The organism is Paenibacillus barcinonensis (assembly GCF_003217495.1).
GTDB lineage: Bacteria > Bacillota > Bacilli > Paenibacillales > Paenibacillaceae > Paenibacillus > Paenibacillus barcinonensis.
Genome location: NZ_QJSW01000001.1, coordinates 346,758 through 368,769, shown reverse-complemented (window position 1 = coordinate 368,769; position 22,012 = coordinate 346,758). Strand labels below are relative to the sequence as shown.

At 47.7% G+C, this 22,012-nt stretch carries 21 protein-coding genes; 12 read left to right on the top strand and 9 right to left on the bottom strand.

The window, feature by feature from the left end; genetic code table 11:
• Nucleotides 1-2: 2 nt before the first annotated feature.
• The 6 genes from hemE to DFQ00_RS01635 all read left to right on the top strand — a co-directional run bounded on the left by hemE (nt 3) and on the right by DFQ00_RS01635 (nt 6,525).
• Nucleotides 3-1,067 carry a uroporphyrinogen decarboxylase gene (hemE, locus tag DFQ00_RS01660; RefSeq protein WP_110893493.1) on the top strand — a complete coding sequence of 355 codons (1,065 nt, stop codon included), beginning with the start codon at nt 3-5 and terminating at the stop codon, nt 1,065-1,067.
• Nucleotides 1,060-2,010 carry a ferrochelatase gene (gene hemH, locus DFQ00_RS01655; protein ID WP_110893491.1) on the top strand — a complete coding sequence of 317 codons (951 nt, stop codon included), beginning with the start codon at nt 1,060-1,062 and terminating at the stop codon, nt 2,008-2,010. The genes hemE and hemH overlap by 8 nt, the downstream gene beginning before the upstream one ends.
• Nucleotides 2,010-3,434 (top strand): protoporphyrinogen oxidase, encoded by a 1,425-nt coding sequence (gene hemY, locus DFQ00_RS01650; RefSeq protein ID WP_110893489.1) that lies wholly within the window; start codon nt 2,010-2,012, stop codon nt 3,432-3,434. The genes hemH and hemY overlap by 1 nt, the downstream gene beginning before the upstream one ends.
• A gap of 209 nt (nt 3,435-3,643) precedes the next feature.
• Complete coding sequence (locus tag DFQ00_RS01645; protein WP_110893487.1) at nt 3,644-5,050, top strand: CapA family protein; 1,407 nt, start codon at nt 3,644-3,646, stop codon at nt 5,048-5,050.
• A gap of 29 nt (nt 5,051-5,079) precedes the next feature.
• Entirely contained in the window at nt 5,080-5,832 is a 753-nt protein-coding gene (locus DFQ00_RS01640) for a glycerophosphodiester phosphodiesterase (protein WP_110893485.1), read from the top strand.
• A gap of 60 nt (nt 5,833-5,892) precedes the next feature.
• Nucleotides 5,893-6,525 (top strand): fumarylacetoacetate hydrolase family protein, encoded by a 633-nt coding sequence (locus DFQ00_RS01635; protein ID WP_110893483.1) that lies wholly within the window; start codon nt 5,893-5,895, stop codon nt 6,523-6,525.
• Between the two features lie 142 nt (nt 6,526-6,667).
• Here the strand turns inward: DFQ00_RS01635 and DFQ00_RS01630 are convergent, their stop codons facing one another.
• Complete coding sequence (locus DFQ00_RS01630; RefSeq protein WP_110893481.1) at nt 6,668-7,090, bottom strand: hypothetical protein; 423 nt, start codon at nt 7,088-7,090, stop codon at nt 6,668-6,670.
• Nucleotides 7,091-7,318: 228 nt separating this feature from the next.
• Between DFQ00_RS01630 and DFQ00_RS01625 the strand changes: the two genes are divergently transcribed.
• The 3 genes from DFQ00_RS01625 to DFQ00_RS01615 all read left to right on the top strand — a co-directional run bounded on the left by DFQ00_RS01625 (nt 7,319) and on the right by DFQ00_RS01615 (nt 10,743).
• A complete protein-coding gene (locus tag DFQ00_RS01625) occupies nt 7,319-8,128 on the top strand; it encodes a DUF92 domain-containing protein (protein WP_110893480.1) in 810 nt (269 codons plus the stop codon).
• 14 nt (nt 8,129-8,142) lie between these two features.
• Nucleotides 8,143-8,721 carry a TetR/AcrR family transcriptional regulator gene (locus DFQ00_RS01620; protein WP_110893478.1) on the top strand — a complete coding sequence of 193 codons (579 nt, stop codon included), beginning with the start codon at nt 8,143-8,145 and terminating at the stop codon, nt 8,719-8,721.
• Between the two features lie 78 nt (nt 8,722-8,799).
• Nucleotides 8,800-10,743 (top strand): ABC-F family ATP-binding cassette domain-containing protein, encoded by a 1,944-nt coding sequence (locus tag DFQ00_RS01615; RefSeq protein WP_110893476.1) that lies wholly within the window; start codon nt 8,800-8,802, stop codon nt 10,741-10,743.
• A gap of 269 nt (nt 10,744-11,012) precedes the next feature.
• Here the strand turns inward: DFQ00_RS01615 and DFQ00_RS01610 are convergent, their stop codons facing one another.
• From DFQ00_RS01610 to DFQ00_RS01590, 5 genes are all read right to left on the bottom strand, one after another.
• Complete coding sequence (locus DFQ00_RS01610) at nt 11,013-12,056, bottom strand: M42 family metallopeptidase (protein ID WP_110893474.1); 1,044 nt, start codon at nt 12,054-12,056, stop codon at nt 11,013-11,015.
• 116 nt (nt 12,057-12,172) lie between these two features.
• On the bottom strand, nt 12,173-12,559 hold the full coding sequence (locus DFQ00_RS01605; protein ID WP_110893472.1) for a LapA family protein: 387 nt from the start codon (nt 12,557-12,559) through the stop codon (nt 12,173-12,175).
• A gap of 132 nt (nt 12,560-12,691) precedes the next feature.
• The gene (gene pepF, locus DFQ00_RS01600) at nt 12,692-14,482 is read right to left on the bottom strand and encodes an oligoendopeptidase F (RefSeq protein WP_110893470.1); all 1,791 of its coding nucleotides are present in this window, start codon (nt 14,480-14,482) and stop codon (nt 12,692-12,694) included.
• Nucleotides 14,483-14,722: 240 nt separating this feature from the next.
• Nucleotides 14,723-14,908 (bottom strand): hypothetical protein, encoded by a 186-nt coding sequence (locus DFQ00_RS01595; protein ID WP_425270998.1) that lies wholly within the window; start codon nt 14,906-14,908, stop codon nt 14,723-14,725.
• 4 nt (nt 14,909-14,912) lie between these two features.
• The gene (locus DFQ00_RS01590) at nt 14,913-15,146 is read right to left on the bottom strand and encodes a hypothetical protein (RefSeq protein ID WP_090924721.1); all 234 of its coding nucleotides are present in this window, start codon (nt 15,144-15,146) and stop codon (nt 14,913-14,915) included.
• 162 nt (nt 15,147-15,308) lie between these two features.
• On the opposite strand from DFQ00_RS01590, the gene DFQ00_RS01585 reads away from it, so the two are divergent.
• Complete coding sequence (locus tag DFQ00_RS01585; RefSeq protein WP_095288023.1) at nt 15,309-15,506, top strand: cold shock domain-containing protein; 198 nt, start codon at nt 15,309-15,311, stop codon at nt 15,504-15,506.
• A 127-nt stretch (nt 15,507-15,633) separates the two neighbouring features.
• Here DFQ00_RS01585 and DFQ00_RS01580 read toward each other — a convergent pair whose 3' ends face one another.
• Nucleotides 15,634-16,806, bottom strand: a complete 1,173-nt coding sequence (locus tag DFQ00_RS01580) for an MFS transporter (RefSeq protein WP_110893468.1) — start codon at nt 16,804-16,806, stop codon at nt 15,634-15,636.
• 104 nt (nt 16,807-16,910) lie between these two features.
• Nucleotides 16,911-18,242 (bottom strand): multi antimicrobial extrusion protein MatE, encoded by a 1,332-nt coding sequence (locus tag DFQ00_RS01575; RefSeq protein WP_110893466.1) that lies wholly within the window; start codon nt 18,240-18,242, stop codon nt 16,911-16,913.
• Nucleotides 18,243-18,424: 182 nt separating this feature from the next.
• Between DFQ00_RS01575 and DFQ00_RS01570 the strand changes: the two genes are divergently transcribed.
• Nucleotides 18,425-19,504 carry a tetraprenyl-beta-curcumene synthase family protein gene (locus tag DFQ00_RS01570; RefSeq protein WP_167433567.1) on the top strand — a complete coding sequence of 360 codons (1,080 nt, stop codon included), beginning with the start codon at nt 18,425-18,427 and terminating at the stop codon, nt 19,502-19,504.
• 54 nt (nt 19,505-19,558) lie between these two features.
• Entirely contained in the window at nt 19,559-20,530 is a 972-nt protein-coding gene (gene pfkA, locus DFQ00_RS01565) for a 6-phosphofructokinase (RefSeq protein ID WP_110893462.1), read from the top strand.
• Nucleotides 20,531-20,627: 97 nt separating this feature from the next.
• Here pfkA and DFQ00_RS01560 read toward each other — a convergent pair whose 3' ends face one another.
• Complete coding sequence (locus tag DFQ00_RS01560) at nt 20,628-21,977, bottom strand: MATE family efflux transporter (RefSeq protein WP_110894057.1); 1,350 nt, start codon at nt 21,975-21,977, stop codon at nt 20,628-20,630.
• Between the last annotated feature and the right edge of the window lie 35 nt (nt 21,978-22,012).

Genomic DNA, 22,012 nt, shown 5'->3' with positions numbered 1-22,012 from the left:
ATATGAGCTATAATGATCGTTTGATTCGGGCAAGTTTCAAACAGCAGGTAGATCGTCTGCCGGTTTGGTACATGCGTCAGGCTGGGCGCTACGATCCCGAATATCGCAAAATCAAAGAAAAGTACTCCTTGCTAGAAATATGCCAGCAGCCTGAGCTGGCGGCTGAAGTTACACTCATGCCCGTACGGAAATTAGGCGTGGATGCGGCTATTTTGTATTCCGATATTATGAATCCGGTTGCTTCGCTTGGCATCGATTTTGACATCGTCAAAAATATTGGACCAGTTATTGATAATCCCATTCGTTCTGCGGCAGACGTAGATCGCCTGCGTCCCATTGATGTGGAAGGTGATCTGTCACACATTCTGGAAACGATTCGTATTCTGGACAAGCAGCTCGATGTTCCGTTGATTACGTTTGCGGGGGCTCCTTTTACAATTGCAAGTTATCTGATTGAAGGTCAGCCTTCCAAAGGGTATATCCGAACCAAAACCATGATGTACAGCGAGCCGGAAGTTTGGCACAAGCTGATGCAGAAGCTTGGTGATATGGTCATTACATATATCCGTGCCCATATCGCGAATGGCGGTAAGGCATTTCAGTTGTTTGACAGCTGGGTAGGTGCTCTCTCGCCCAAGGATTTCAAAACGTATGTACTGCCAACGATTACCCGTATTTTTACCGAATTATCCGATTTGAATGTACCGAAAATTTATTTCCCTGGCGTAGCCTCTGGCGAATTGCTGCCAACCCTGCAGGAACTGCAGGCTAATGTGATCGGGCTGGATTGGAGAGTCTCTGTTTCGGAAGGTCGCAGACGACTCGGGGGCAAATTTGCAGTGCAGGGCAATCTTGATCCGTATATTCTTACTGCACCAATGGAAGTAATTAAAGAACAAGCCAGAGTTATCATTGATGAAGGAATCAAGGAGCCGGGGTACATTTTTAATCTTGGACATGGTTTGTTCCCTGAAGCTTCTCTAGATAAATTAAAAGAACTAACCGCTTATATTCACGAATATTCAGCAGAAGCATTAAAGATGGGAGTGACGGTAAGCAATGACTAATACTGTAGGTGTATTGGTGATGTCATATGGCACACCTGAAAATATGGAAAGCATTGAAGCCTATTACACGCATATCCGCAGAGGGCGGCCGCCTGAACCGGAACAATTGAAGGAATTGACCGATCGGTATGAAGCGATTGTTGGCGGTGTCTTCCCGCTGCGTGAGAACACGGATAATCAAGTAAGAACATTGCAGGAGACATTAGAGAAAGATGATCGCCGGAATGGTACTGAGTTTCGTTGTTATCAAGGATTGAAGCATGCATATCCGTTTATTGAGGATGGCGTGGAGCAGATGGCAAAGGACGGTATCAAGACCGCAATTGGCATCGTGCTGGCCCCGCATTTCTCGACGATGAGTGTGGGCAGCTATATCAAGCGTGCACGGGAAAAAGCCGAGGAGCATGGCATTCACATGTCCTTTATCGAAAGCTATCATTTGCATCCAAAGCTCATTCAGGCACTTGCTGCACGAGTAAGCGCGAAGCTGGATGCTTTTGAGGAAGCGGGAGCCAAGCGTGGGGACGTGAAGGTGCTGTTCAGCGCACACAGTCTGCCGGCACGTATTGTAGATATGGGCGATCCATACCCGAATCAACTTCTGGAAACCTCTGAAGCGATCGCTTCCCGAGTGGACATTTCCAACTGGCAGTTTACATGGCAAAGTGCAGGACGTACCGCTGAGCCATGGCTTGGTCCAGACATTCTGGACACGATGCAGGAGCTTTCGCGTGAACAGGTGGAGGATGTGCTTGTGGCACCGATTGGCTTTGTGTCGGATCACTTGGAAGTGCTGTATGATCTCGACATTGAAGCCAAAGCGATTGCGAAGGAAATGGATATGCGTCTGATGCGCATCGACTCACTTAATAGTGATCCTTTATACATGGAAACATTAAGCGACTCTATCATAAGCCAGTGGCAGCAAGGGTCTGATAACTAATGGAAGAAAAGAAACGGCGTGTCGTTATTATCGGCGGAGGCCTTACGGGTCTCAGCGCGGCATTTTATATTCGCAAGTTTTATCGTGCAGCGGGCGTGGAACCAGCAATTACCCTGCTCGAAAAAAGCTCATCTATGGGCGGGATGATTGAGACGCTGCACCGGGACGGATTCGTCATTGAGAAGGGCCCCGACTCTTTCCTGGCTCGTAAAACAGCCATGATTGATCTGGCGAAGGAGCTGGAGATTGATCATGAGCTGGTCAGTCAGAACCCGGAGTCGAAAAAAACATACATCATGCAACGTGGCAAGCTTCATCCGATGCCGGCAGGGCTTGTGCTCGGCATTCCGACAGAGCTTAGGCCTTTTCTGAGAAGTGGACTTGTTTCTCCGGCGGGCAAGCTGCGGGCGTTGATGGACTTTATCATTCCGCCCAAGCGCACAACAGAGGATGAATCACTCGGTTATATGATTGAGCGCAGACTAGGAGCAGAGGTGCTGGAGAACCTGACCGAGCCGCTTCTGGCTGGTATTTACGCAGGGGATATGCGCAAGCTTAGTCTGCAAGCTACCTTCCCGCAGTTTGGAGAGGTAGAGCGGGATTATGGCAGCTTGATTCGGGGTATGATGACGGGGCGCAAGCCAACCGAGACACACACTGGAACAAAGCGCAGTGCTTTTCTGAACTTCCGCCAGGGGCTGCAAAGTCTGGTGCATGCTCTTGTGCATGAACTGCATGATGTTGAACAGCGCTTGAATACCGCTGCGCGATCTTTGAAGAAATCAGAACAGCAAGATGCAAGATATCGCGTTGAGCTGGACAATGGCGAGTGGCTGGATGCGGACGATGTTGTCGTTACCGTTCCTACGTATGTAGCCTCGCCATTGCTGAAGCCGCATGTGGATACATCGGCGCTGGATGCCATTAATTATGTTTCGGTAGCAAATGTTGTTCTGGCTTTTGAGAAAAAAGAGGTTCAGCATGTTTTTGACGGTTCGGGATTTCTTGTGCCACGCAAGGAGGGGCGTAACATTACGGCCTGCACATGGACGTCAACCAAATGGCTTCACACCAGCCCGGATGATAAAGTGCTGCTTCGCTGTTATGTTGGCCGTTCGGGGGATGAACAGAATGTTGAGCTTCCCGATGAAGCACTCACGGAACTTGTTATGAAAGATCTAAGGGAAACGATGGGCATTGAAGCAAGTCCGATTTTCTCCGAGATTACCAGATTACGCAAATCCATGCCGCAGTATCCTGTCGGTCATCTCCAGCATCTTGCGGACCTTCGTAAAGAGCTTGGACATAACATTCCGGGTGTTTATATTGCGGGGGCTGGTTATGAAGGTGTAGGTCTGCCAGATTGTATCCGACAAGCAAAAGATATGTCTATACAGGCAGCGACGCAGCTTAATGCGAATTAAAGGCATAGATCGTTAATACGTGTATGCAATATGCCGTCTCTAATGTAGCAGAATCTACAGCAGAGGCGGCTTCTTTGTTATGATTGACCCTTAGATTGAAATCGGATTTATTGATATGAAGGAACATTTAAAAGGAAAGATGCACATCCAGAATATGCTTGATATAATGGTATGCAAATGGATTTGTTTGTAAAGAAGAGGAGTGGCTTATGTATCCCCCAAGATCGCAGCGAAGCTCAGAAAAGAAAAAAGCAAGACGTACGCGTAATGTCAAGATCAGAGTTATCAATCTTATGCTTGTTGCGGCGATTGGTCTGATCGGTGTGTATTACATCCTCAACACAAGTGAACAGCAGTCAGGGAAGTCGGTTCCTCAAGAGGTAGCACAGCAGCAGGAACAGGGGTCCTCCTCGGCAACAGACAATCAGGGGGGCGGAGCAGTCAGTGAGCCTGAGGATGCTCCGGCTGAAACACCGGGTGAGGAGGCTGCTCCTGTAGATGGGAAGGCGGATGAAGAAACTGGAAATACAGATGAGTTGGCAGCATCCGGTGCAAGTGATCCGTCAGAGAATAGCAGCGGCAAAACAGACGCAGGCGCGAAGCCTTCTGATTCGGGCCAAGGCAATTCAGGCAAGGCTGAAAACAGCGGAAATACCAAGGCTCCTGATCCGGCAAAGGATGTTACCATTCATTTTGTAGGGGACATTCAGTTCTCCGGTAAAGTGGCGGAGTTGCTGGAGAAGAACGGTTACAATTATCCTTTCGCCAAGCTAGGCACCATGTTTAAGGATGACGATCTAACTATTGGTAATCTGGAGACGCCGGTTACTCATGGAGGAACGAGCGCAGCAGACAAAACGTTTGTATACAAATCGTCACCAAAAGCCTTGCAAGCTATGGCAGCAGCCGGATTTGATGCGGTTAATCTCGCAAACAATCACATTCTGGATCAGGGTGTGGAGGGTCTGGTGGATACGCTGACATATCTTGAGCAATATGGCATTGCTCATACCGGTGCCGGTATGAATGGCACGGAGGCTTACGAGCCCGCTTATTTCGATCGTAAAGGCATGAAGATCGCCTTGCTTGGCTTCAGCCGGGTTGTCCCTGTTGCAAGCTGGAAGGCTGACGGGAACCGGGCGGGGGTGGCGGAAGCGTATGATTCCACAAGAGCGGTTGAAGCGATTCGAACGGCCCGGAAGAAGGCAGATCTGGTCATCGTAGTGGCCCATTGGGGAGAAGAACGTGTCAGTACCCCGAATGCAGATCAAACACGGCTGGCACATGAGTTTGTGGATGCTGGAGCCGATCTGATTATAGGTGGTCATCCTCATGTGTTACAAGGTCTTGAAAACTACAAAGGTAAATGGATTGCATATAGTACGGGGAATTTCATTTTCACAAGATCTACTACGGAAGAGACCTGGAAGACAGCTGTGTTTCAAGCAAGCTGCAGTCGGGACGCGAATTGCAGCATGAAAGTGATCCCGTATGAGGCGGCTTTGGGGCAAGCTGTGCCGATGCTTGATGAAGCAAACCGTCTCCTGCTGGAGCAGATGGCAAAAATGTCACCAGGTATTCGCATTAACACTAATGGAGTTGCTACGCCTAACTAAATCAGCCTGTTGCTGAGGAGAGATAAACTATGAATAATCTGTGTGTAGCCCATCGTGGATTCTCATCCATTGCACCAGAGAACACGATGGCAGCATTTAATATGGCAATGGAAAGACCGGAAGTTCAATGGATGGAGCTGGATGTACAGTTATCCCGAGATGGTGTGCCAGTAGTCATCCATGACTTCACACTAGAACGTACAACCAACGGCAAGGGAAGCGTCAAGGACACGGATTGGGCTGCCCTGAAGCTGCTGGATGCAGGATCATGGAAAGACAACAATTACACTGGTGAGCGTATTCCTTCCCTCAGTGAGGTTTTGGATCGCTGCTGTGGCAAAGTTCGATTAAACATCGAATTGAAAACTCAAGGGCAGATGTATCCGGGTTTGCCCGCAGCGGTCATTCATGAAATTAGAAAAAGGCATATGCAGCATGACGTGGTCATTACTTCCTTTGAACCGGCTGCTCTGGTGGAAGTGAAGAGGCTTGCGCCGGAGCTGCAAACCGGTCTGATTATTGATGCCAAACCAGGGGACTTGCTTGCAGTTTTGCAGCAGATGCATTGTACTTTCCTTTCCATCGGTTACACCAATGTAGACCAGGCGTTAATGAAGCAAATGCATAGTGCCGGCATTCAAGTGATGGCATGGACGGTGGATGACAAGGCCTCGATGAAAAAGCTTGCTGCCATTGATCCTGATGTGATGATCTGTACCAATCGGCCGGATGTTTGGGAAGTGGCCTTTCAGGAAACGAGCAGCCGCTTCTTTAGACCTTAAAGGCCGATAAACCAGGGTGTATAATCGAAGCATTGAATCCAGCAAAGGTGGTTACAACTCATGTTAACAAATATCTGTAATGTATATTGTGTAGGACGCAATTATAAACTTCATGCCGAGGAGCTGGGCAATGCTGTTCCGGATGAACCGATGATTTTTATGAAACCATCCCATGCAGTTGTGGCTCTGAATGGAGAAGCGCTGGAGTTGCCAGCTTCCAAGGGTGAGGTTCATTATGAGGCGGAGTTGGTCATTCGAATTGGCCGGGATTATGAGCCGGGAGTGCGAGTGGATGAACTGGTGGATGCCTATGCTTTCGGAATTGATTTTACACTGCGTGATGTGCAGACCGTGATCAAGAAAAAGGGGCATCCATGGACAGCTGCCAAAGGGTTCAGAAACTCGGCACCCATCACAGCGTTTCAGACCTTTCCGGGAGCTGCGGCGATGGTTGAGAAAGATTTTGCGCTGATGAAGAATGGTGTTCAGGTTCAGCGTGGTAACATAAGCAACATGATCTTCAGCTTGCAGGATATCGTAGATTATGTAGGTCATCATTACGGCCTGGGGCCGGGAGATGTTATTTTCACAGGCACGCCTGAAGGTGTAGGTGCTGCTAACGCAGGGGATGTGCTTGAACTGGCGTGGGATGGCACAGTGCTTGGAGCATGTACAATCAAGGCAGCTGAGTAAATCATAAACTTGACATGATCCGTAAGGATGTGTAGTGGGCTGCAACATGAATCCAATTAGATTTATGTTAACCGAGGGGCGCGATGCGCTCCTTTTTTGCATTTCGCTGCCTTGAAGTTATCAAATAATAGCCATGCCAACGTCAAAGTTTGAAGTCCGACGAAATATACGCTTTGTTTGCACTATCCGTAATCAGTTGTGTAATTTCCATCGACTGAAGCGAGTGCTGCTCGGAGCTGATGCTTCCGCTTGCAAGGCGCTCATCCAGCTGTGCTTGGAGCTGTCGGATCTGAAGGGCAATAACCTTGTCGTAATCCCCTCCGTTGCTTTGGGCGATGCTTCGCAGGGAGTGGCCTCGATACAGCTTGTCAGCGACTTCTTCTTCGGATGACTGATTTAATGCGCTGAGAAATTCATCATCCTCATTCTCACTGCTGTTCTCCAGATCAACAATGGACCATTTAGGCATAGGTATAGGAGTAATAGCTGATTTCCCCCATGCTGTTCCGGCAAAAGACATCGTTACAATCATCGTGCCCAGGATAAAAACTCTTCTCGCATTCATCGTTATGCCCTCATTTCTATCGTTATGTACGAACCTAGGTCGCAGCTATCCAGTGGTTTGATCTGAGCTTATTGTAACCGATGAACCTGAAGGGAAACTTAAAAGTAAATAAGGTTTTGTCAGGCTCTATGTTCCGTTTCGGCATTGGCTGCAAACCGTGGTATAATTAACTTTCAAAATAAAATAAAGGTCATGTGAACGGCATAAATATCACATGCAGGAGAGCTTATGGATTGGATGATTGGTGCTGTGTGTGCTTCATTGGTAGCGGGAGCCGCTTATGCAAAAAAATCGCTAACTCTGTCAGGATGCTTGGCAGCCATTATGATGGGTACGATATATTACGGGGCAGGCAATCTGTTCTGGTTCGGTACGCTCTTGTTATTTTTCATCACATCAACACTGCTGTCCCGGTTTCGTAAAGAACGGAAGCAGGAGATGGAGAAGTCTTATGCCAAGACAGGTAATCGGGATGCCGGGCAAGTGATGGCGAATGGCGGCATGGGCATGCTGTTATGTCTTGCCAACTGGTGGGTTCCACACCCGGCCTGGATGTATGCTTTTATCGGAGTAATGGCAACCGTCACCTCAGATACCTGGGCAACAGAGGTCGGAAGTCTGAGTCGCAAGCCGCCTCGTTCCGTAATGACCTGGAAGGTGCTCACGCCTGGAGCTTCCGGGGGAGTGTCTTTACTGGGAAGTGCTGCTGCCGCTCTGGGTGGCGCTTTAATTGGTCTCGGTGCGTTTGTTTTTGCATGGATTAGCGGGATCGAGCAGATGAACTGGCTGGGCTGGATGTTGACGGGATTGATAGGTGGTTTAGCGGGAGCGTTCGCGGATTCCTATCTGGGTGCAACGGTACAGAAGATGTATCGCTGTACGGTGTGTGGACGTGAGGTAGAGGTTCATGAACACTGCGGTCATAAGACGGTAAGGGCTAGGGGCTTGTCATGGATGAGCAATGATCTGGTCAATGTGCTCAGTTCTTTGATTGGTGGAGGTATAGCCATAGGAATAGGCAGTATGTTGGCGTTATAGGGAGGGAATGCAGGTTGAGTACGATACAAGGAGATAAATCGGAGGCTATTCTGGATGCAGCCTATGGCATTTTTGGATCGAAAGGGTTCTATGAGACCAAAATGTCCGATATTGCAGATGAGGCGGGCATTGCCAAGGGCACGATTTATTTGTATTTCAAAAGCAAGGAGCAGTTGTTTGTTGCTGTGTCCATGCGAGATTGTAACAGCTTTATCAGCCGACTGGAATACGCTTTGCAGGCAAATGAAAATACGGGTGACAAGCTTGCTGCCATTGCGAAAACACATCTGACGTATTATTATGAGCGTCGCAATCATACCAAGTTATTTTTTATGGCACCGAATAATGATCCGGACTTGATGAAGTTTATGAAAGCCTTTATGAATGAATACATGAGCATCGTACGCAGTGTTCTTGAGAGTGCCGGAGTACCCGAGCCAGTCCTGCTGGCAGAAGCGTATATCGGTATTCTGGATCGACTGAAGATGGATATTATGCTGAATCCTGAATTTAATGAGACGGATCTGAACAAGCGAATATCATTTGCGGCGGCATTGTTTTTGGACGGCTGTCGTTCCTTTTTGCAGGTATAGGAAATTACGGGAGCGTGCGTAATACGTTTATTAGAGGGTAGAGCATCTCAAATTACAGAGAAGTGTGGGTAACGAGCAATGAACATAATGACGGTAGAACAAATTGCAAAAAGTTATGGCGAGAAAATTTTGTTCAATGATGCTTCATTTGGGATGGAGGATCAGGATAAAATCGGCGTAGTGGGTGTGAATGGCACGGGGAAATCTACGTTTTTGCGAGTTATTGCCGGTTTAGAGCCGGCAGATGAGGGTCAGATTGCTATAGGAAATGATGTACGTGTGCAATTCCTGGCACAGAACCCGGAGTTTAATCCGAATAATACAGTATTACAGCAGGTGTTTGAAGGCGATGGCGCTGAGATGAGAACGGTACGTGAGTATACAGAAACGATGGAGCTGCTGGAATTGAATCCGTCGGATAACGCACTGAACGAGCGCTTGATGCATCTGAATCAACAGATGGAGCAACTTCAGCTCTGGCAGATGGAGAGTGAAGCAAAAAGTATTTTGTCCAAACTGGGTATACAGCAATTTGATGCGCTTATGGGTACCCTGTCAGGTGGACAGCGCAAAAGGGTTGCCTTGGCGGCAGCGTTAATTCATCCTTGCGAACTGCTCATTCTGGATGAGCCGACGAACCATATTGATAACGATTCAGTTGTGTGGCTGGAGCAATATTTGCAGAAGCGGCGTGGCGCATTGCTTATGATTACGCATGATCGCTACTTCCTCGACCGTGTAGCTAATGTCATGCTGGAGCTTGACCATGGACGCTTGTTCCGATATGAGGCAAACTATACACGTTTTCTGGAGCTGAAGGCTGAACGGGAGGAGCGGGAAGTGGCTTCGGAGCAGAAACGTCAAAATCTGCTGCGAACCGAGCTTGCCTGGATTCGCCGGGGAGCCAAGGCGCGCACGACGAAACAGAAGGCGCGAATTGATCGGTTTGAACAGCTTAAAGATCAGCAGGGGATTCAGCGTTCTGGTTCCCTGGAGGTGTCTGTTGGCTCCACACGTCTGGGTAAAAAAATACTGGAGATCGAGCATCTCTCCAAGTCTGCGGATGACCGCAAGCTGATTGAAGATCTGAGCTACATCGCCGTGCCGGGTGATCGTGTAGGCATTGTTGGTCCGAATGGCAGTGGTAAATCCACCTTGCTACAGATGATCTCGGGCAGATTACAGCCGGATGCCGGAGAAGTTGTACTTGGGCCAACTGTCAACTTGGGTTACTTCACCCAGGAGCATCAGGAAATGGACGAGACAATGCGTGTTATTGAATATATCAAGGAAGTGGCCGAAAATATTAAAACAGCTGACGGTTCACTCATTACAGCAGCCCAGATGCTGGAGCGCTTTTTATTCAGTCCAGCCTCACAATGGACGCCCATAGCTCGTTTGTCCGGTGGAGAGAAACGGCGGCTCTACCTGCTGCGAATTCTGATGGCGGCTCCCAATGTATTGCTGCTGGATGAGCCGACGAATGATCTGGATATTCAGACGCTTGCGGTACTGGAAGACTATCTGGATGATTTCCCAGGCGTTGTGTTTGTAGTATCGCATGATCGGTATTTCCTGGATCGTACGGTCGATAAAGTGCTGGCGTTTGAGGGTGATGGAGCCATCCGTGTGCACGTAGGTGATTATAGCGAATATGCAGAATGGATGCTTAAAAATGCGCCTGTTAATCAGCAGAGTGGTGCTGTTCCTGCTGCCAAAAAACAGGCAAATGAAAAAGCCTCCGAGGCTGTTCCTGCTGCCTCCGCTGCCCCTGCGAAGCCGAAGCTGAAATTCAGTTTTAAGGAGCAGCGTGAATTTGATCAGATTGATGAGAACATTGAGAAGGCTGAAGCGAATCTGGTGCGAATCAACAAAGAGATGGAGAATGCCTTCAGTGATTCTGCCCGTTTGCAGGAGTTAATGACCGAGCAAACCGAGGCTGAACGTCATCTGGATGAATTAATGGAGCGCTGGACTGTACTGAATGAGATCGCTGAGCAGATTGAACAGAATAAATCCTGATCGGTATTAGGTATGAAAAACATATCATTGCCTTTCTTCAAGGTGGCTGAAAGCTGCTTTGAAGAAAGGCATTTTTTGCTTTAATCAAACGGATCGGAATAATGTAGAACTGGCTTGAATGACGCGATTAAGAGGCGTCGCTGCGTAAGAACATAACAAAGGACACATTTTCTCGCACAATGAATGTGCTGAGGAGGATGTGTCCTTTTGTCCTGTGATGAAGGAAGATAAATGCATATCCAATAGACATACGAATTAGACTTAGTGATTTATTCCTGTGTGGTGATATATGCGGCAAGCAGACGTGCTGTATTGATTACCGCTTTGGTGTGAGTACGCTCCATGGAGTGAGAAGCATGCACGCCAGGGCCGATTAATGCCGCACGAATGTTGTTACCGCCGCGCAGAGCTGCGCTTCCGTCTGAGCCATATTGAGGGTAAATGTCGACGACATAATCCATACCTGCTTGCTTCGCCAGCTCAATCAGACGACTTGTCATATCGTAGTCGTAAGGGCCAGAGGAGTCTTTGGCACATATGGATACATCGGTTTCTTTACAGCTGAGATCATCTCCCATAGCTCCCATGTCTACGGCAATCATTTCACTGATATTGGCCGGAATGTAAGCTGCTCCGTGTCCAACCTCTTCATAGTTTGAGATGAGCAGTGTAACGTTATGTACGGGCTTCCAGCCTTCCCGATGCGCAGATTCAAGAATGCCGAACAGGGCAGCGACGCTGGCTTTATCATCCAGATGACGTGATTTGATATAACCGCTTGGTGTAATGACAGCACGAGCATCAAACGAGATAAAGTCACCAACGCCGATTCCGAGATTCAATACATCCTCTTTGGAGGAAACCAGTTCATCAATGCGAACCTCCATGTGGTTCTCTGAACGTTCGAATGTTCGGGCATCCGGGTAGACATGCACGGAAGGATGCAGAGATAGAATGGTTCCCGTATATACCTTGCCATCTCTTGTATGAATGGAGCAGTATTCGTTCTCAATGCTGTGCATCGTAAAACCGCCTACAGAGGTCAGCTTCAACGTTCCATAAGGTGTAATGGAACGTACCATTGCACCTAGTGTGTCTACATGTGCACTAAGGGCGATGGTTTTGGAAGAATCCTGACCTGGCCAAGTGAGCACGGCACCACCTTTGTTGTTCAGATCCCAGGAGATATTCAGGGACTCTGCTTCCTCGCAGATCATCTCTATAATGTGCCGGGTGTATCCGCTTGGGCTTGGTGTATCAAGTAATTTTTTGAGAAAAGACAGAACGTAAGATTCATTAATGGTAAAGCTCATGGGATCTTCCTCCTTAAATTATGCCGCCTGCTGGCATGGTTTGAGTAAAAGAATACAGCCTGACTGGAAAGGGGAGGCATGTCCATTCCCGGCTCGCCAGCAGGCTGTTTCTGATTTTACAATGTTCCTGTAGAATTTCCTTTATGCTGACTTTGAATGGAATCATTGTGCAACTGTTCATCATGTTCAGGTTCGCTTGAACCGATAGAGTTCAGGCTGTCGTATGACACAGGTACAGCTGTGCTGGCTGTAGAAGCCTCCAGTTCACTAATACGCAATTTCAAGCGTTTATTTTCACGCTGCAATCGGTATTGACGGAAGATTCCATAAGAGCCGACAATAATTCCACCAATTAGCGTACAGCCCAGAATTAATAGAATCAATGGAACTCGAACGGTATTAAACAGCAGGTTAACCTGTACGGAATCGACATTGATGACGGCGAAAACCCCTGTAAGCAGTGCAAAAACGAGACCTGCAATAAGCGCCCATTGCATTTTCATGGATGTTGCCTCCTTGTTGAACATTTGCGAACTAGAGATGCATTACCCTTTTTGAAGCAAACTGCATCTTGCTTGATTATAAAATCCCTTGCCCGTTGGGGCAAGGGATACAGATTACAGGTCAGTGTATCCTTATTTGGTTAATTGCTCCATCTGCTCAATCAGGTCCTTGAATACGCTCATTGCTTCACGAATTGGCTGTGGTGTAGACATATCTACACCGGCTTTTTTCAAAATATTGATCGAGTAGTCGCTCCCGCCACTTTTCAGGAAGCCGAGATAGCGGTCTACAGCAGGCTGACCTTCCTCCAGAATTTGCTTGGAGAAGCTGGTCGCTGCCGAGAAGCCTGTAGCGTATTTATATACGTAGAAGCTGTTATAGAAGTGAGGAATACGCGCCCATTCCATCTCGATATCTTTGTCAACGACCATGTTTTTGCCATGATATTGCACATTCAGGTCATAATAAATTTCCGATAGCAGCTGTGGTGTGAGAGCTTCGCCCTGCTCTGCACGCTCATGAATAATTTTCTCGAATTCGGCAAACATCGTTTGGCGGAATACGGTGGTGCGGAACTGATCTGCATAATACGTGAGCAGGTATAGTTTTTCCTTCGGATCCGTTGATTTATTCAGCATATAATCCATAAGCAAGGCCTCATTTGTGGTCGAAGCAACCTCTGCCAGGAAAATGGTATACTGCGCATCACGATACGAAAGGGTTGTATCCGAATAGTGTGAATGCAGCGCGTGACCCATCTCATGAGCAAGTGTGAACATGCTGTTCAGATTGTCCTTATGGTTAAGCAGAACATACGGGTGAGTGCCGTAAGCACCCCATGCGTAAGCGCCTGAGCGTTTGTTTTCATTTTCATATACGTCGATCCAGCGGTTATCATAACCGGACTTAAGTGCTTCTGCATAATCCTTGCCGAGTGGAGCCAGACCTGCTTTTACCGTCTGCTTGGCTTCTTCATACGTGATATCCATTTTGTATTCATCCACGAGCGGAGCGAACAGATCATACATGTGCAGTTGATCTACGCCAAGCAATTTTTTCCGAAGATCCATATAGCGATGCAGCAAAGGAAGACTCTCGTGAATCGTATCCACCAGATTGGTATAAACATCGGTCGGAATGTTGTCACCATACAGATTCATTTCCATTACAGAAGGATATTTCCGCACGTTGGCATAAAACATGTTTTTGGTCACATTGGCATTTAGCGCAGCTGCAATCGTGTTTTTTTGTTTGGCGTACGTTTCGTATACTGCTTTGAAGGCGCGCTCACGAACTTCACGATTAGGATTTTCGAGAAATTGAATGTAGCTGCCATGCGTCAGCTCGACCTCATTACCCTTCTCATCCTTGATTCGTGGAAACTTGAGATCGGCGTTGTTTAGCATGCCAAAAATTGTCTGAGGAGCTTGGGAAAGATTGCCCACCTGTGCGAGCAGAGCTTCTTCAGCCTGACTTAATACATGGGCTTTCTCGCGTTTCATCTCCTCCAGCGTGAAGGTATAGGCGGCAAGTTGCTCATTGTTGATGAAAGCGTCCAGCTCTGCGTCTGGTAAAGATAGAATCTCAGGTGTCACGAAGGAAAGTGCTTCACCTACGTTTACACCCAGCTTTTGCGCTTTTTGGGACAGGCTTTGATATGTAGGGTTAGCTGTGTCTTCATCCTGATGCATACGAGCGTATACGAAAAGTCGTTCAAGCTTGAGTCCGATTTTGTCTTCGAATTCGAAGCAAGCTTTGAGTGTATCGGGCTGATTAAGTTTACCTTGGAATTCGGAGGCTTTCTTCAGCATAGAAGATACTTCTTCATATTCCTGATCCCAAGCCTTCTGATCGGCAAATAAATCTTCCAGTTTCCATGTATGCTCGGCTGGCACTTCGGAACGTTTCAATAGTTTACTCATGGGAATCCTCCTTTGATTGTGTGCTGAAAAAATGGGCATAGCCGTCTTCGTCTCCTGTGCTTGAGCGGCAGGAGACGAAGGGAACAGGCTAAGAGCCAGTAAAATAAATAAGGTTTTCCGATATTTCAACAGCCTTCCTCCTTGCTATACAAATCACTTCATATAGTATGGCCTGGGCATAGCTGAAATATTTGAGAGCCTGGATACTTGTGAATACGCAAGCAAGTACGGATGTAAGCGTTAGGCCCCCATGTTAACGAGGTAATAAACGATTAAGAAAAAGGCGAAACAGATCATAAGGGTAGCGATCAGAGCCATTCCTTTTCTCAGTCGGTCAGGGATGGAGTTGCGTCCCAGAATTAAAACAATTCCGAGTGAGAAGGCGAGAATGATAAAAATAACGACATTGCCTGAATCCAGCTGCATCGCTTTATACTCCCTTGAAGGCTGCCATCAATGCACGCCATTCCTCTTCGCGATTCTCGAAATCCTCCTTCGGAAAGCGGCGCTCAGCCCAATGCATCAAAGCAGGGCGGCTGAGGAAGGTGTGACATTCCTCGCCCCACTCTTCAGAAATTTCCCGCAGGACGAGATATTTGCCTTGTACCTCTACAGTCATCATATTCCACTTGTCTGTTTTGTATATTTCGTGTTTTTTTATCATAGGTAGTCTCCAAACTAACGGTTTTGGTAAAATGATACCGTACCCTACGTTGCAAAGCAAATTTTTCTATATTTATGGAAAAGATAAATTGCAAATTGGAAGCCCATACAGTATAATAAGGGTATTCGCCATAGATGGCGATATTTTTAGGAGGTTGTTCATTTGAAAGGTACAGTTAAATGGTTTAACGCAGAAAAAGGCTATGGCTTTATTTCAGTTGAAGGCGGCGAGGACGTATTCGTACATTTCTCCGCAATCCAAGGCGACGGCTTCAAAACATTGGAAGAAGGTCAAGCGGTAGAATTCGAAATCACTGATGGAAACCGTGGTCCTCAAGCAGCTAACGTAATTAAATTGTAAGATTTTTCCGTTCTGTACGGACTTCTTATAAATGATTGATTATAGCTGAATACAACGAACACAAGCACAGTCCCCTTACGGAGACTGTGCTTTTTTTGGTTCATATCGTCGGTAGTCGGGATGTAACTCAGGATGAACGACTGGCAAGGCTGCTGAGCAGCTTGACGCCAAACCCGACGAGGCCAGCCAAGGCAAAGGCCATCGCTGTAAGATAAAACGTCTGACGTCCGGTATGCTCCAGCAGCAGCCCGCCTAAAGTCCCGCTCAGCAGCCCGGAAGCGCTGGACCAGACAATAGTGAACAGAGCCATCCCGGTTGCCCGGTAATTGTCAGGCACAAGCCGTGTTATATATCGAACAGCAGTGACATAGAAGATGCCAAAGGTGACACTGTGCATCGTCTGAATGAGTACAACTGAAGTGGGTGTATCTGATAAGGACATAAATAGCAGGCGAATGGTATACATCAAGGCAGCCAAGGTCAGAAGAGGCAGCTCTTTATATCGGTTTCCATACTTGCTGAGCAGTAAAAATATCGGGATTTCACTTACAGAAGAGATCAGCAGGGACCAGCCAATCAGGCCTTCACTTGCACCCAGGTCCTTCAGGGTAATGGTCAGAAACGCTTCATTCATCCGATGCCCCATAGCGAGCAGAAATACACATCCGAAAAAGGTGAACACCTCTCGGCGCTTGAGAATATCCCACACCCCGGATAATTGCATTTTTCCTCCGCCACCGGAAGGCTGATCTTGCAGCTGAAAGCTGATAAGCAATGTTATTGCAGCAAGACCGATGCAAATGCCCATCGTCCATTCGGGACCAAACGAGCCGAGCACGTAACCGATGCTGAGCGCAAAGAACGCATAGCCGATCGAGCCGAAGACCCGGATAGACGTGAAATTACGGCCATATTTATGTGCCGTTGTAATAGCCATCGTATCCGAGAGCGGATAAACCGGATAATAGAAAAAGTAAAATAAGGTCACAAGAACAAATACTTCTGCAAAAGTGGACGCGTTTGCCAGCAGTACACCTGTAATCAGCTGACCACCCAGAAGGATGATCATAATTTTTCGCACCGTTCTGTACTTGTCACTCGCCATACTCCAGAACATGTTGGAGAATACAGAGATGAGCGGACCGATGCCGTACAGATAACCGATTTCAGCGGGGCTGAAGCCAAGATGACTGAAGTAAAGCTGGAAGTAGGATACGACCAGGGCGGTAGAACCAAAGATGGTGAACATAAGTGCCCGAAGCCAATTCTGATCTGGTCGTGCAGTGAAGCTTGATTTCATGATGAGAGACTCCATTCTTGAATCCTGTTCAGTTTTCAATCCATGTCAATAATTGTATTCCGAAGAATTCATTTGTAGTGTGTTTCAAAAGCTCTGTTAGCCATTCAGGATACAGACCCGCGAGATGCAGACACAGTCATGGTTGGCTCTTTTTGTGTGCGCCGGATTACCATCCAGACGATAACAAGTTCTGCAAGTAGTCCGAGGGACTGGGCTGCTGCTCCAATCATACCGTTCCACGCCGGAAAGATGCTGACCAGAATGAGCAGAACGATGATGGTACAGATAGCGTTTGCGCTTTGTGAGCGAAACATCGTCTTGGTCTGCCCGCGAAGCAGGATGAGACCGTTACCGAAATCAAGAAACGGAGAGATTAGCGGAAACAGGACAAAGGCACGAAGGGTCCAAAGACTTTGCTCCAGCAGCTGGCCTTGAACACTCATCACGTTCTCAAACACCCAAGGACCGAGAGGAGTATATGCGATAGATACGGTCATGGCAAACGGAATAAAGCCGGTAACCAGTGCGAATTTCTTGACGAGTTTGGCATCAATCAGATAGAAGTTGAGCACAATCTGATGAATGTAGGTGAAAAAGCTCAGCATGAGCTGCATCAGACTGCTGGCTACGGCAAACGAAGAGATGGCAAGAGCAATCCCGGTTGTTTTGCCAAGCACAATGTTGATTACAGGACCTATAAATAGGGCTACAAAGCTGGATAACAGCAGCGGTTTGTAAAAACGAAACACATCCCCCTTACTTTCCACAGGGTGATCGTCCAGCTTGGCTGGCATTTGTCGCATGATGCTTCTGCCCTCCAGATAGCTGACGAGCGCTTCGATCATCATTCCCGCCGCAAAGATGATAGCGCCTACACGACCACTGTTAATGGAATCTGTATAGATGAAATAGAGGGATAGACCATACATACCGGCTAGCCTGAAGATCATGCCGATGGTCAGCCATTTGGTTCGGTTGTTTGTAATGATGATGCCCTGATAAATGTTTCGAATGACCGAAAAAATACTGACGTACATTAGGATCTCGTAAACGTCGATCACTTTGCTTAGCAAATCCGGGCTTACACCAAATAAATATTTGAACACTCCAGTGCCGACGGGAGAATATACGATGAGAAATCCGATCAGCAGCACACAGGCCAGAAAGATTTTGGTAACAAACGTCAACGCCTGAAAGGAGAGTCTGTCACGCACCAATGCAGAGCAGGTCTGGCGAAGTAGAGTAGAGGGACGCTCCGTTAAGGTAAGCAGACTTCCGGCAATCGCATAGCTGGCTATCACTGTCTCAGGATGGGCTGCTCGGGCAAGTGTACTGTTGATAATTACGTGTGATATGGTGACGAGAGAGGCGGAAATGCCGAGTGGCACAAAAAAAGAAAATAACCGACTCCACGAAAGTGGTTCACCTGACGTCATGTCAACGACTCCTTTGATGGATAGAAATATGCATAGTATAACATAAACGATTGGCGGGAGATGCGACATTTTGTGCGGTTTATGCGGTAGATCATTTGTACAATTAAGGGGATCATATTATAATAGTAATGGTTAAAAAACAGCTCTAATACGTATTCAATCAAAGTGGAGGCACATTTAATTTGAGCCAATCAAATCGAAAACGTCATCAGTACCCGCGAGGAGCGCTGGCATTGATGAGAGGGGTGTACAAATACACCATTCCGGAAACGCGTAATGCATTGAATGAATGGCGTGCCCAGGCTGAAGCAATTCCTGATGAAGAATTGCGAACGCAGGCACTTGCCAGCATAAGAGATAAGCAATTCCATTGTGAAGGTGGAACTGTTTATGCTTTGGCTGACCTGCCGAACCGTCATATTCTGATTCCGTTAATTGTTTCTTATCAAACGATAAGTGATTATTTGGACAATCTGTGCGACCGCAGCACCTCGATGGACCCGGATGATTTCCGTCTGCTCCATCAATCCATGCTTGATGCGGTAGATCCCGAGGCTGTACCCGTCAACTATTATGCGCTTCGTGAGGAGCAGGATGATGGCGGATATCTTCGGAATCTGGTGACGACTTGTCAGGAGCTGACCCGTCAGCTACCGGGATATGCGTCAGCCAAGCGACAAATACAGGATCTGGCAGGCCTATACACGGACCTGCAGGTATATAAGCACATCAAACCAGAACTGAGAGAAACGGCTTTGCTCGAATGGTGGTCGGAGCATCGCCACCGCACACCTCAGTTCCGCTGGAATGAATTTGCCGCAGCTACTGGCTCTACTCTGGGAGTATTTATGCTGTTCCTTGCTGCAAGCGACGAACAGCTGACCGAAGAGCAGGCGGTTTCAATCCATACGGCTTATTTCCCGCATGTATGCGCATTACACATCATGCTCGATTATTTGATCGACCAGGGTGAGGATCGTATCGAAGGGGATCTCAACTTCTGCAACTACTACGAGAATGTGGAGACGATGCTGGACCGAATTGCTTTTATTGTGGAGATGGCTCGCAGTGATGTGCAGAAGATTCCGGGGACTGCGTTTCACCGGATGATTATTGAAGGACTAATAGCCATTTACCTGTCTGATCCCAAAGTCAGCGAACAGCAGGAGGTTCGCGATGTGTCCAAACGACTGATGAAGAACAGCCCGATTACTCGTGTGTTTTTCTTCATTTTCAGCCGCTGGATACGCAAGCATATGTAAGTCAGGTGTGTTGTTGCGGGAGCCTGAAGTGAAACCAGAGGAGGAAGAAACATCATGACAGCAGTAAAGAAAATCGCAGTGTTAACGAGCGGTGGTGATTCACAGGGGATGAACGCGGCCGTTCGTGCGGTTGTTCGCAGCGGACTATATCACGGATTGGAGGTTTTTGGTATTCAACGCGGGTACCAAGGGCTTCTGAATAATGACATTTTCCCAATGGATCTTCGGAGTGTCGGGGATATTATTCAGCGCGGGGGAACTGTTCTGCAATCCGCACGTTGTAAAGAATTTTATACCGCTGAAGGGCAGCAAAAAGGGGCAGATATTTTGCGCGCTCGTGGCATTGATGGTCTCATCGTCATCGGCGGAGACGGTTCATACAATGGTGCGAACAAGCTGAGCAAGCTCGGCATTAACACGATGGGCTTGCCAGGCACAATTGATAATGACATCTCATTCACTGATTACACGATCGGATTTGATACATCCGTAAGCGTTGTGGTTGATGCGGTAAACAAGCTGCGTGACACAATGTCCTCGCATGAACGTTCTTCCATCGTTGAGGTTATGGGCCGTCACTGTGGTGACATCGCACTGCATGCCGGACTTGCTTCGGGAGCCGAAACGATTTTGGTGCCAGAGGTTCCGTTTGACATGGATGAAGTGGCTGAACGGATGAAAGCCAACTTTGCACATGGCAAACGCCACAGTATCATCATTGTTGCTGAAGGTGTAGGTAAAGGTGAAGATGTAGCCAAAGAATTAATGGAACGTTGCCCAACGTATGAGCCGCGTGTTACCGTGCTTGGACATATTCAACGTGGCGGGACGCCAACACCGTTTGACCGCAACCTGGCGAGCCGTCTTGGTGATTTCGCAGTACGTAGCTTGATTGCAGGCGAAACAGATAAAGGCTGCGGAATTATTAAAGGTGAGCTGGTTCTCACCGATATCGACAAAGTGGTAAATACGAAAAAAGCATTTGATATGGAAACGTATGAGTTAGCACAGCGTCTATCTCAGTAACGGTTCTTTAATCAAGAAAGAGCACAACTCCGTTGATACGGATTGTGCTCTTTTTTTGATGTTAAAATGTTGATGAAATTGAAAGGGTCCATTTCAGTCAAGGACGAAGTGCCGCTTGCTTCTGCACGTGGAAAAGTCTCCATAGAAGTGCAGTCGCACCTACAGCCAATCCGGCGATAAGACCGATCCAGTATCCAAACGCGCCAAGCGAGGTATAGGTGGCTGTGATATACCCTACAGGAAGGCCGATGATCCAGTAGGCGACAAAGGTAATTATCAAGGCAGGGTTCACATCTTTGTAGCCGCGCAGTGCTCCTTGGGTGGGCGTAGCAATCGCATCTGAAATCTGGAAGAAAATCGCATAGATTAGGAAATGCTGAGTTAGAGCTATAACATCACGTTCATTGGAGTACACGCCAGCGATCTGTTCTCCGAATACCAGCAGGATAACGGCTGTGATCAAGGAGAGAGCAACAGCACCTCCGATGCCGAGCACACTGTACTGCTTGGCATCTTTTAATCGTCCGGCGCCGTTCTCGAAACCGACCAGAATTGTAAGGGCCATACAGATGCTCAAAGGCAGCATATAAAGGGTGGAGGCGAAATTCAGAGCTGCTTGATGGGCTGCAATGGTAATTGTATCAAATCGGCTCATAAGCAACGTAACGGCAGCAAAAATAGATGTTTCGAAAAAGGTTGCAAAGCCGATTGGCACACCGATGAGAAGCAGCTCTTTCCACTTACGGAGGGAGACCGGTGACCACTCGCGGAAAATCCCGTACGGGGCAAAAGGCTCGATGCGATGCACAAAAAACAAACTGATCAGGAAAATGAGCCAGTATGTACAAGCGGTAGCGACACCTGCGCCAACTCCGCCCAATTGAGGGAATCCCAGACGCCCGAAGATCAGCACATAGTTCAGTAAAATATTAACGGGCAGGGAGACCAGCGTGATCAGCATGGTGATCCTTGTCTGTCCAAGGGCGTCCATGAAGCTGCGCAGCACGGTGTAGCCAAACAGCGGTACGATGCCAAACGCAAGCGCGCACAAAAAATAAAATGCGACATTCGCGACATGTGGCTCCAGCGGCATTCCGTTTAAGACAGGGCTAAGCAGGAGTGCTCCTGCACCCAATACAACCAAACCTACAGCGATGCCGAGATATAAGGCTTGAATGACGCTGTGCCCAATCTGATCGTGGCGACGCGAGCCAAGCAGATAAGAAACAACAGGTGTGATGCCCATCAAAATGCCGCTAAGACCAGTTTGCACGGGCATCCACAGACTTGTACCGATGGCTACACCTGCCAGATCAGCAGGAGAAAACTTTCCGGACATATTGGTATCAAAGAAGGACATGGCTGAAAGAGCAAGCTGTGTAGTGAAGATGGGCAGAAATATAATCAGAAATTGTTTAATCTTTTGTGAAAAGTTCGTTGTGTGCATGTTCACTGGAATTGCCTCGCGATCTTTAAAGTTAT

Excerpts from the sequence above, each read along its gene's own strand:
- hemE (WP_110893493.1), top strand. The coding sequence starts at position 3 with ATGAGCTATAATGATCGTTTGATTCGGGCAAGTTTCAAACAGCAGGTA.
- hemH (WP_110893491.1), top strand. The coding sequence starts at position 1,060 with ATGACTAATACTGTAGGTGTATTGGTGATGTCATATGGCACACCTGAA.
- hemY (WP_110893489.1), top strand. The coding sequence starts at position 2,010 with ATGGAAGAAAAGAAACGGCGTGTCGTTATTATCGGCGGAGGCCTTACG.
- DFQ00_RS01645 (WP_110893487.1), top strand. The coding sequence starts at position 3,644 with ATGTATCCCCCAAGATCGCAGCGAAGCTCAGAAAAGAAAAAAGCAAGA.
- DFQ00_RS01640 (WP_110893485.1), top strand. The coding sequence starts at position 5,080 with ATGAATAATCTGTGTGTAGCCCATCGTGGATTCTCATCCATTGCACCA.
- DFQ00_RS01635 (WP_110893483.1), top strand. The coding sequence starts at position 5,893 with ATGTTAACAAATATCTGTAATGTATATTGTGTAGGACGCAATTATAAA.
- DFQ00_RS01630 (WP_110893481.1), bottom strand. The coding sequence starts at position 7,090 with ATGAATGCGAGAAGAGTTTTTATCCTGGGCACGATGATTGTAACGATG.
- DFQ00_RS01625 (WP_110893480.1), top strand. The coding sequence starts at position 7,319 with ATGGATTGGATGATTGGTGCTGTGTGTGCTTCATTGGTAGCGGGAGCC.
- DFQ00_RS01615 (WP_110893476.1), top strand. The coding sequence starts at position 8,800 with ATGAACATAATGACGGTAGAACAAATTGCAAAAAGTTATGGCGAGAAA.
- DFQ00_RS01610 (WP_110893474.1), bottom strand. The coding sequence starts at position 12,056 with ATGAGCTTTACCATTAATGAATCTTACGTTCTGTCTTTTCTCAAAAAA.
- DFQ00_RS01605 (WP_110893472.1), bottom strand. The coding sequence starts at position 12,559 with ATGAAAATGCAATGGGCGCTTATTGCAGGTCTCGTTTTTGCACTGCTT.
- pepF (WP_110893470.1), bottom strand. The coding sequence starts at position 14,482 with ATGAGTAAACTATTGAAACGTTCCGAAGTGCCAGCCGAGCATACATGG.
- DFQ00_RS01595 (WP_425270998.1), bottom strand. The coding sequence starts at position 14,908 with ATGCAGCTGGATTCAGGCAATGTCGTTATTTTTATCATTCTCGCCTTC.
- DFQ00_RS01590 (WP_090924721.1), bottom strand. The coding sequence starts at position 15,146 with ATGATAAAAAAACACGAAATATACAAAACAGACAAGTGGAATATGATG.
- DFQ00_RS01580 (WP_110893468.1), bottom strand. The coding sequence starts at position 16,806 with ATGAAATCAAGCTTCACTGCACGACCAGATCAGAATTGGCTTCGGGCA.
- DFQ00_RS01575 (WP_110893466.1), bottom strand. The coding sequence starts at position 18,242 with ATGACGTCAGGTGAACCACTTTCGTGGAGTCGGTTATTTTCTTTTTTT.
- pfkA (WP_110893462.1), top strand. The coding sequence starts at position 19,559 with ATGACAGCAGTAAAGAAAATCGCAGTGTTAACGAGCGGTGGTGATTCA.
- DFQ00_RS01560 (WP_110894057.1), bottom strand. The coding sequence starts at position 21,977 with ATGCACACAACGAACTTTTCACAAAAGATTAAACAATTTCTGATTATA.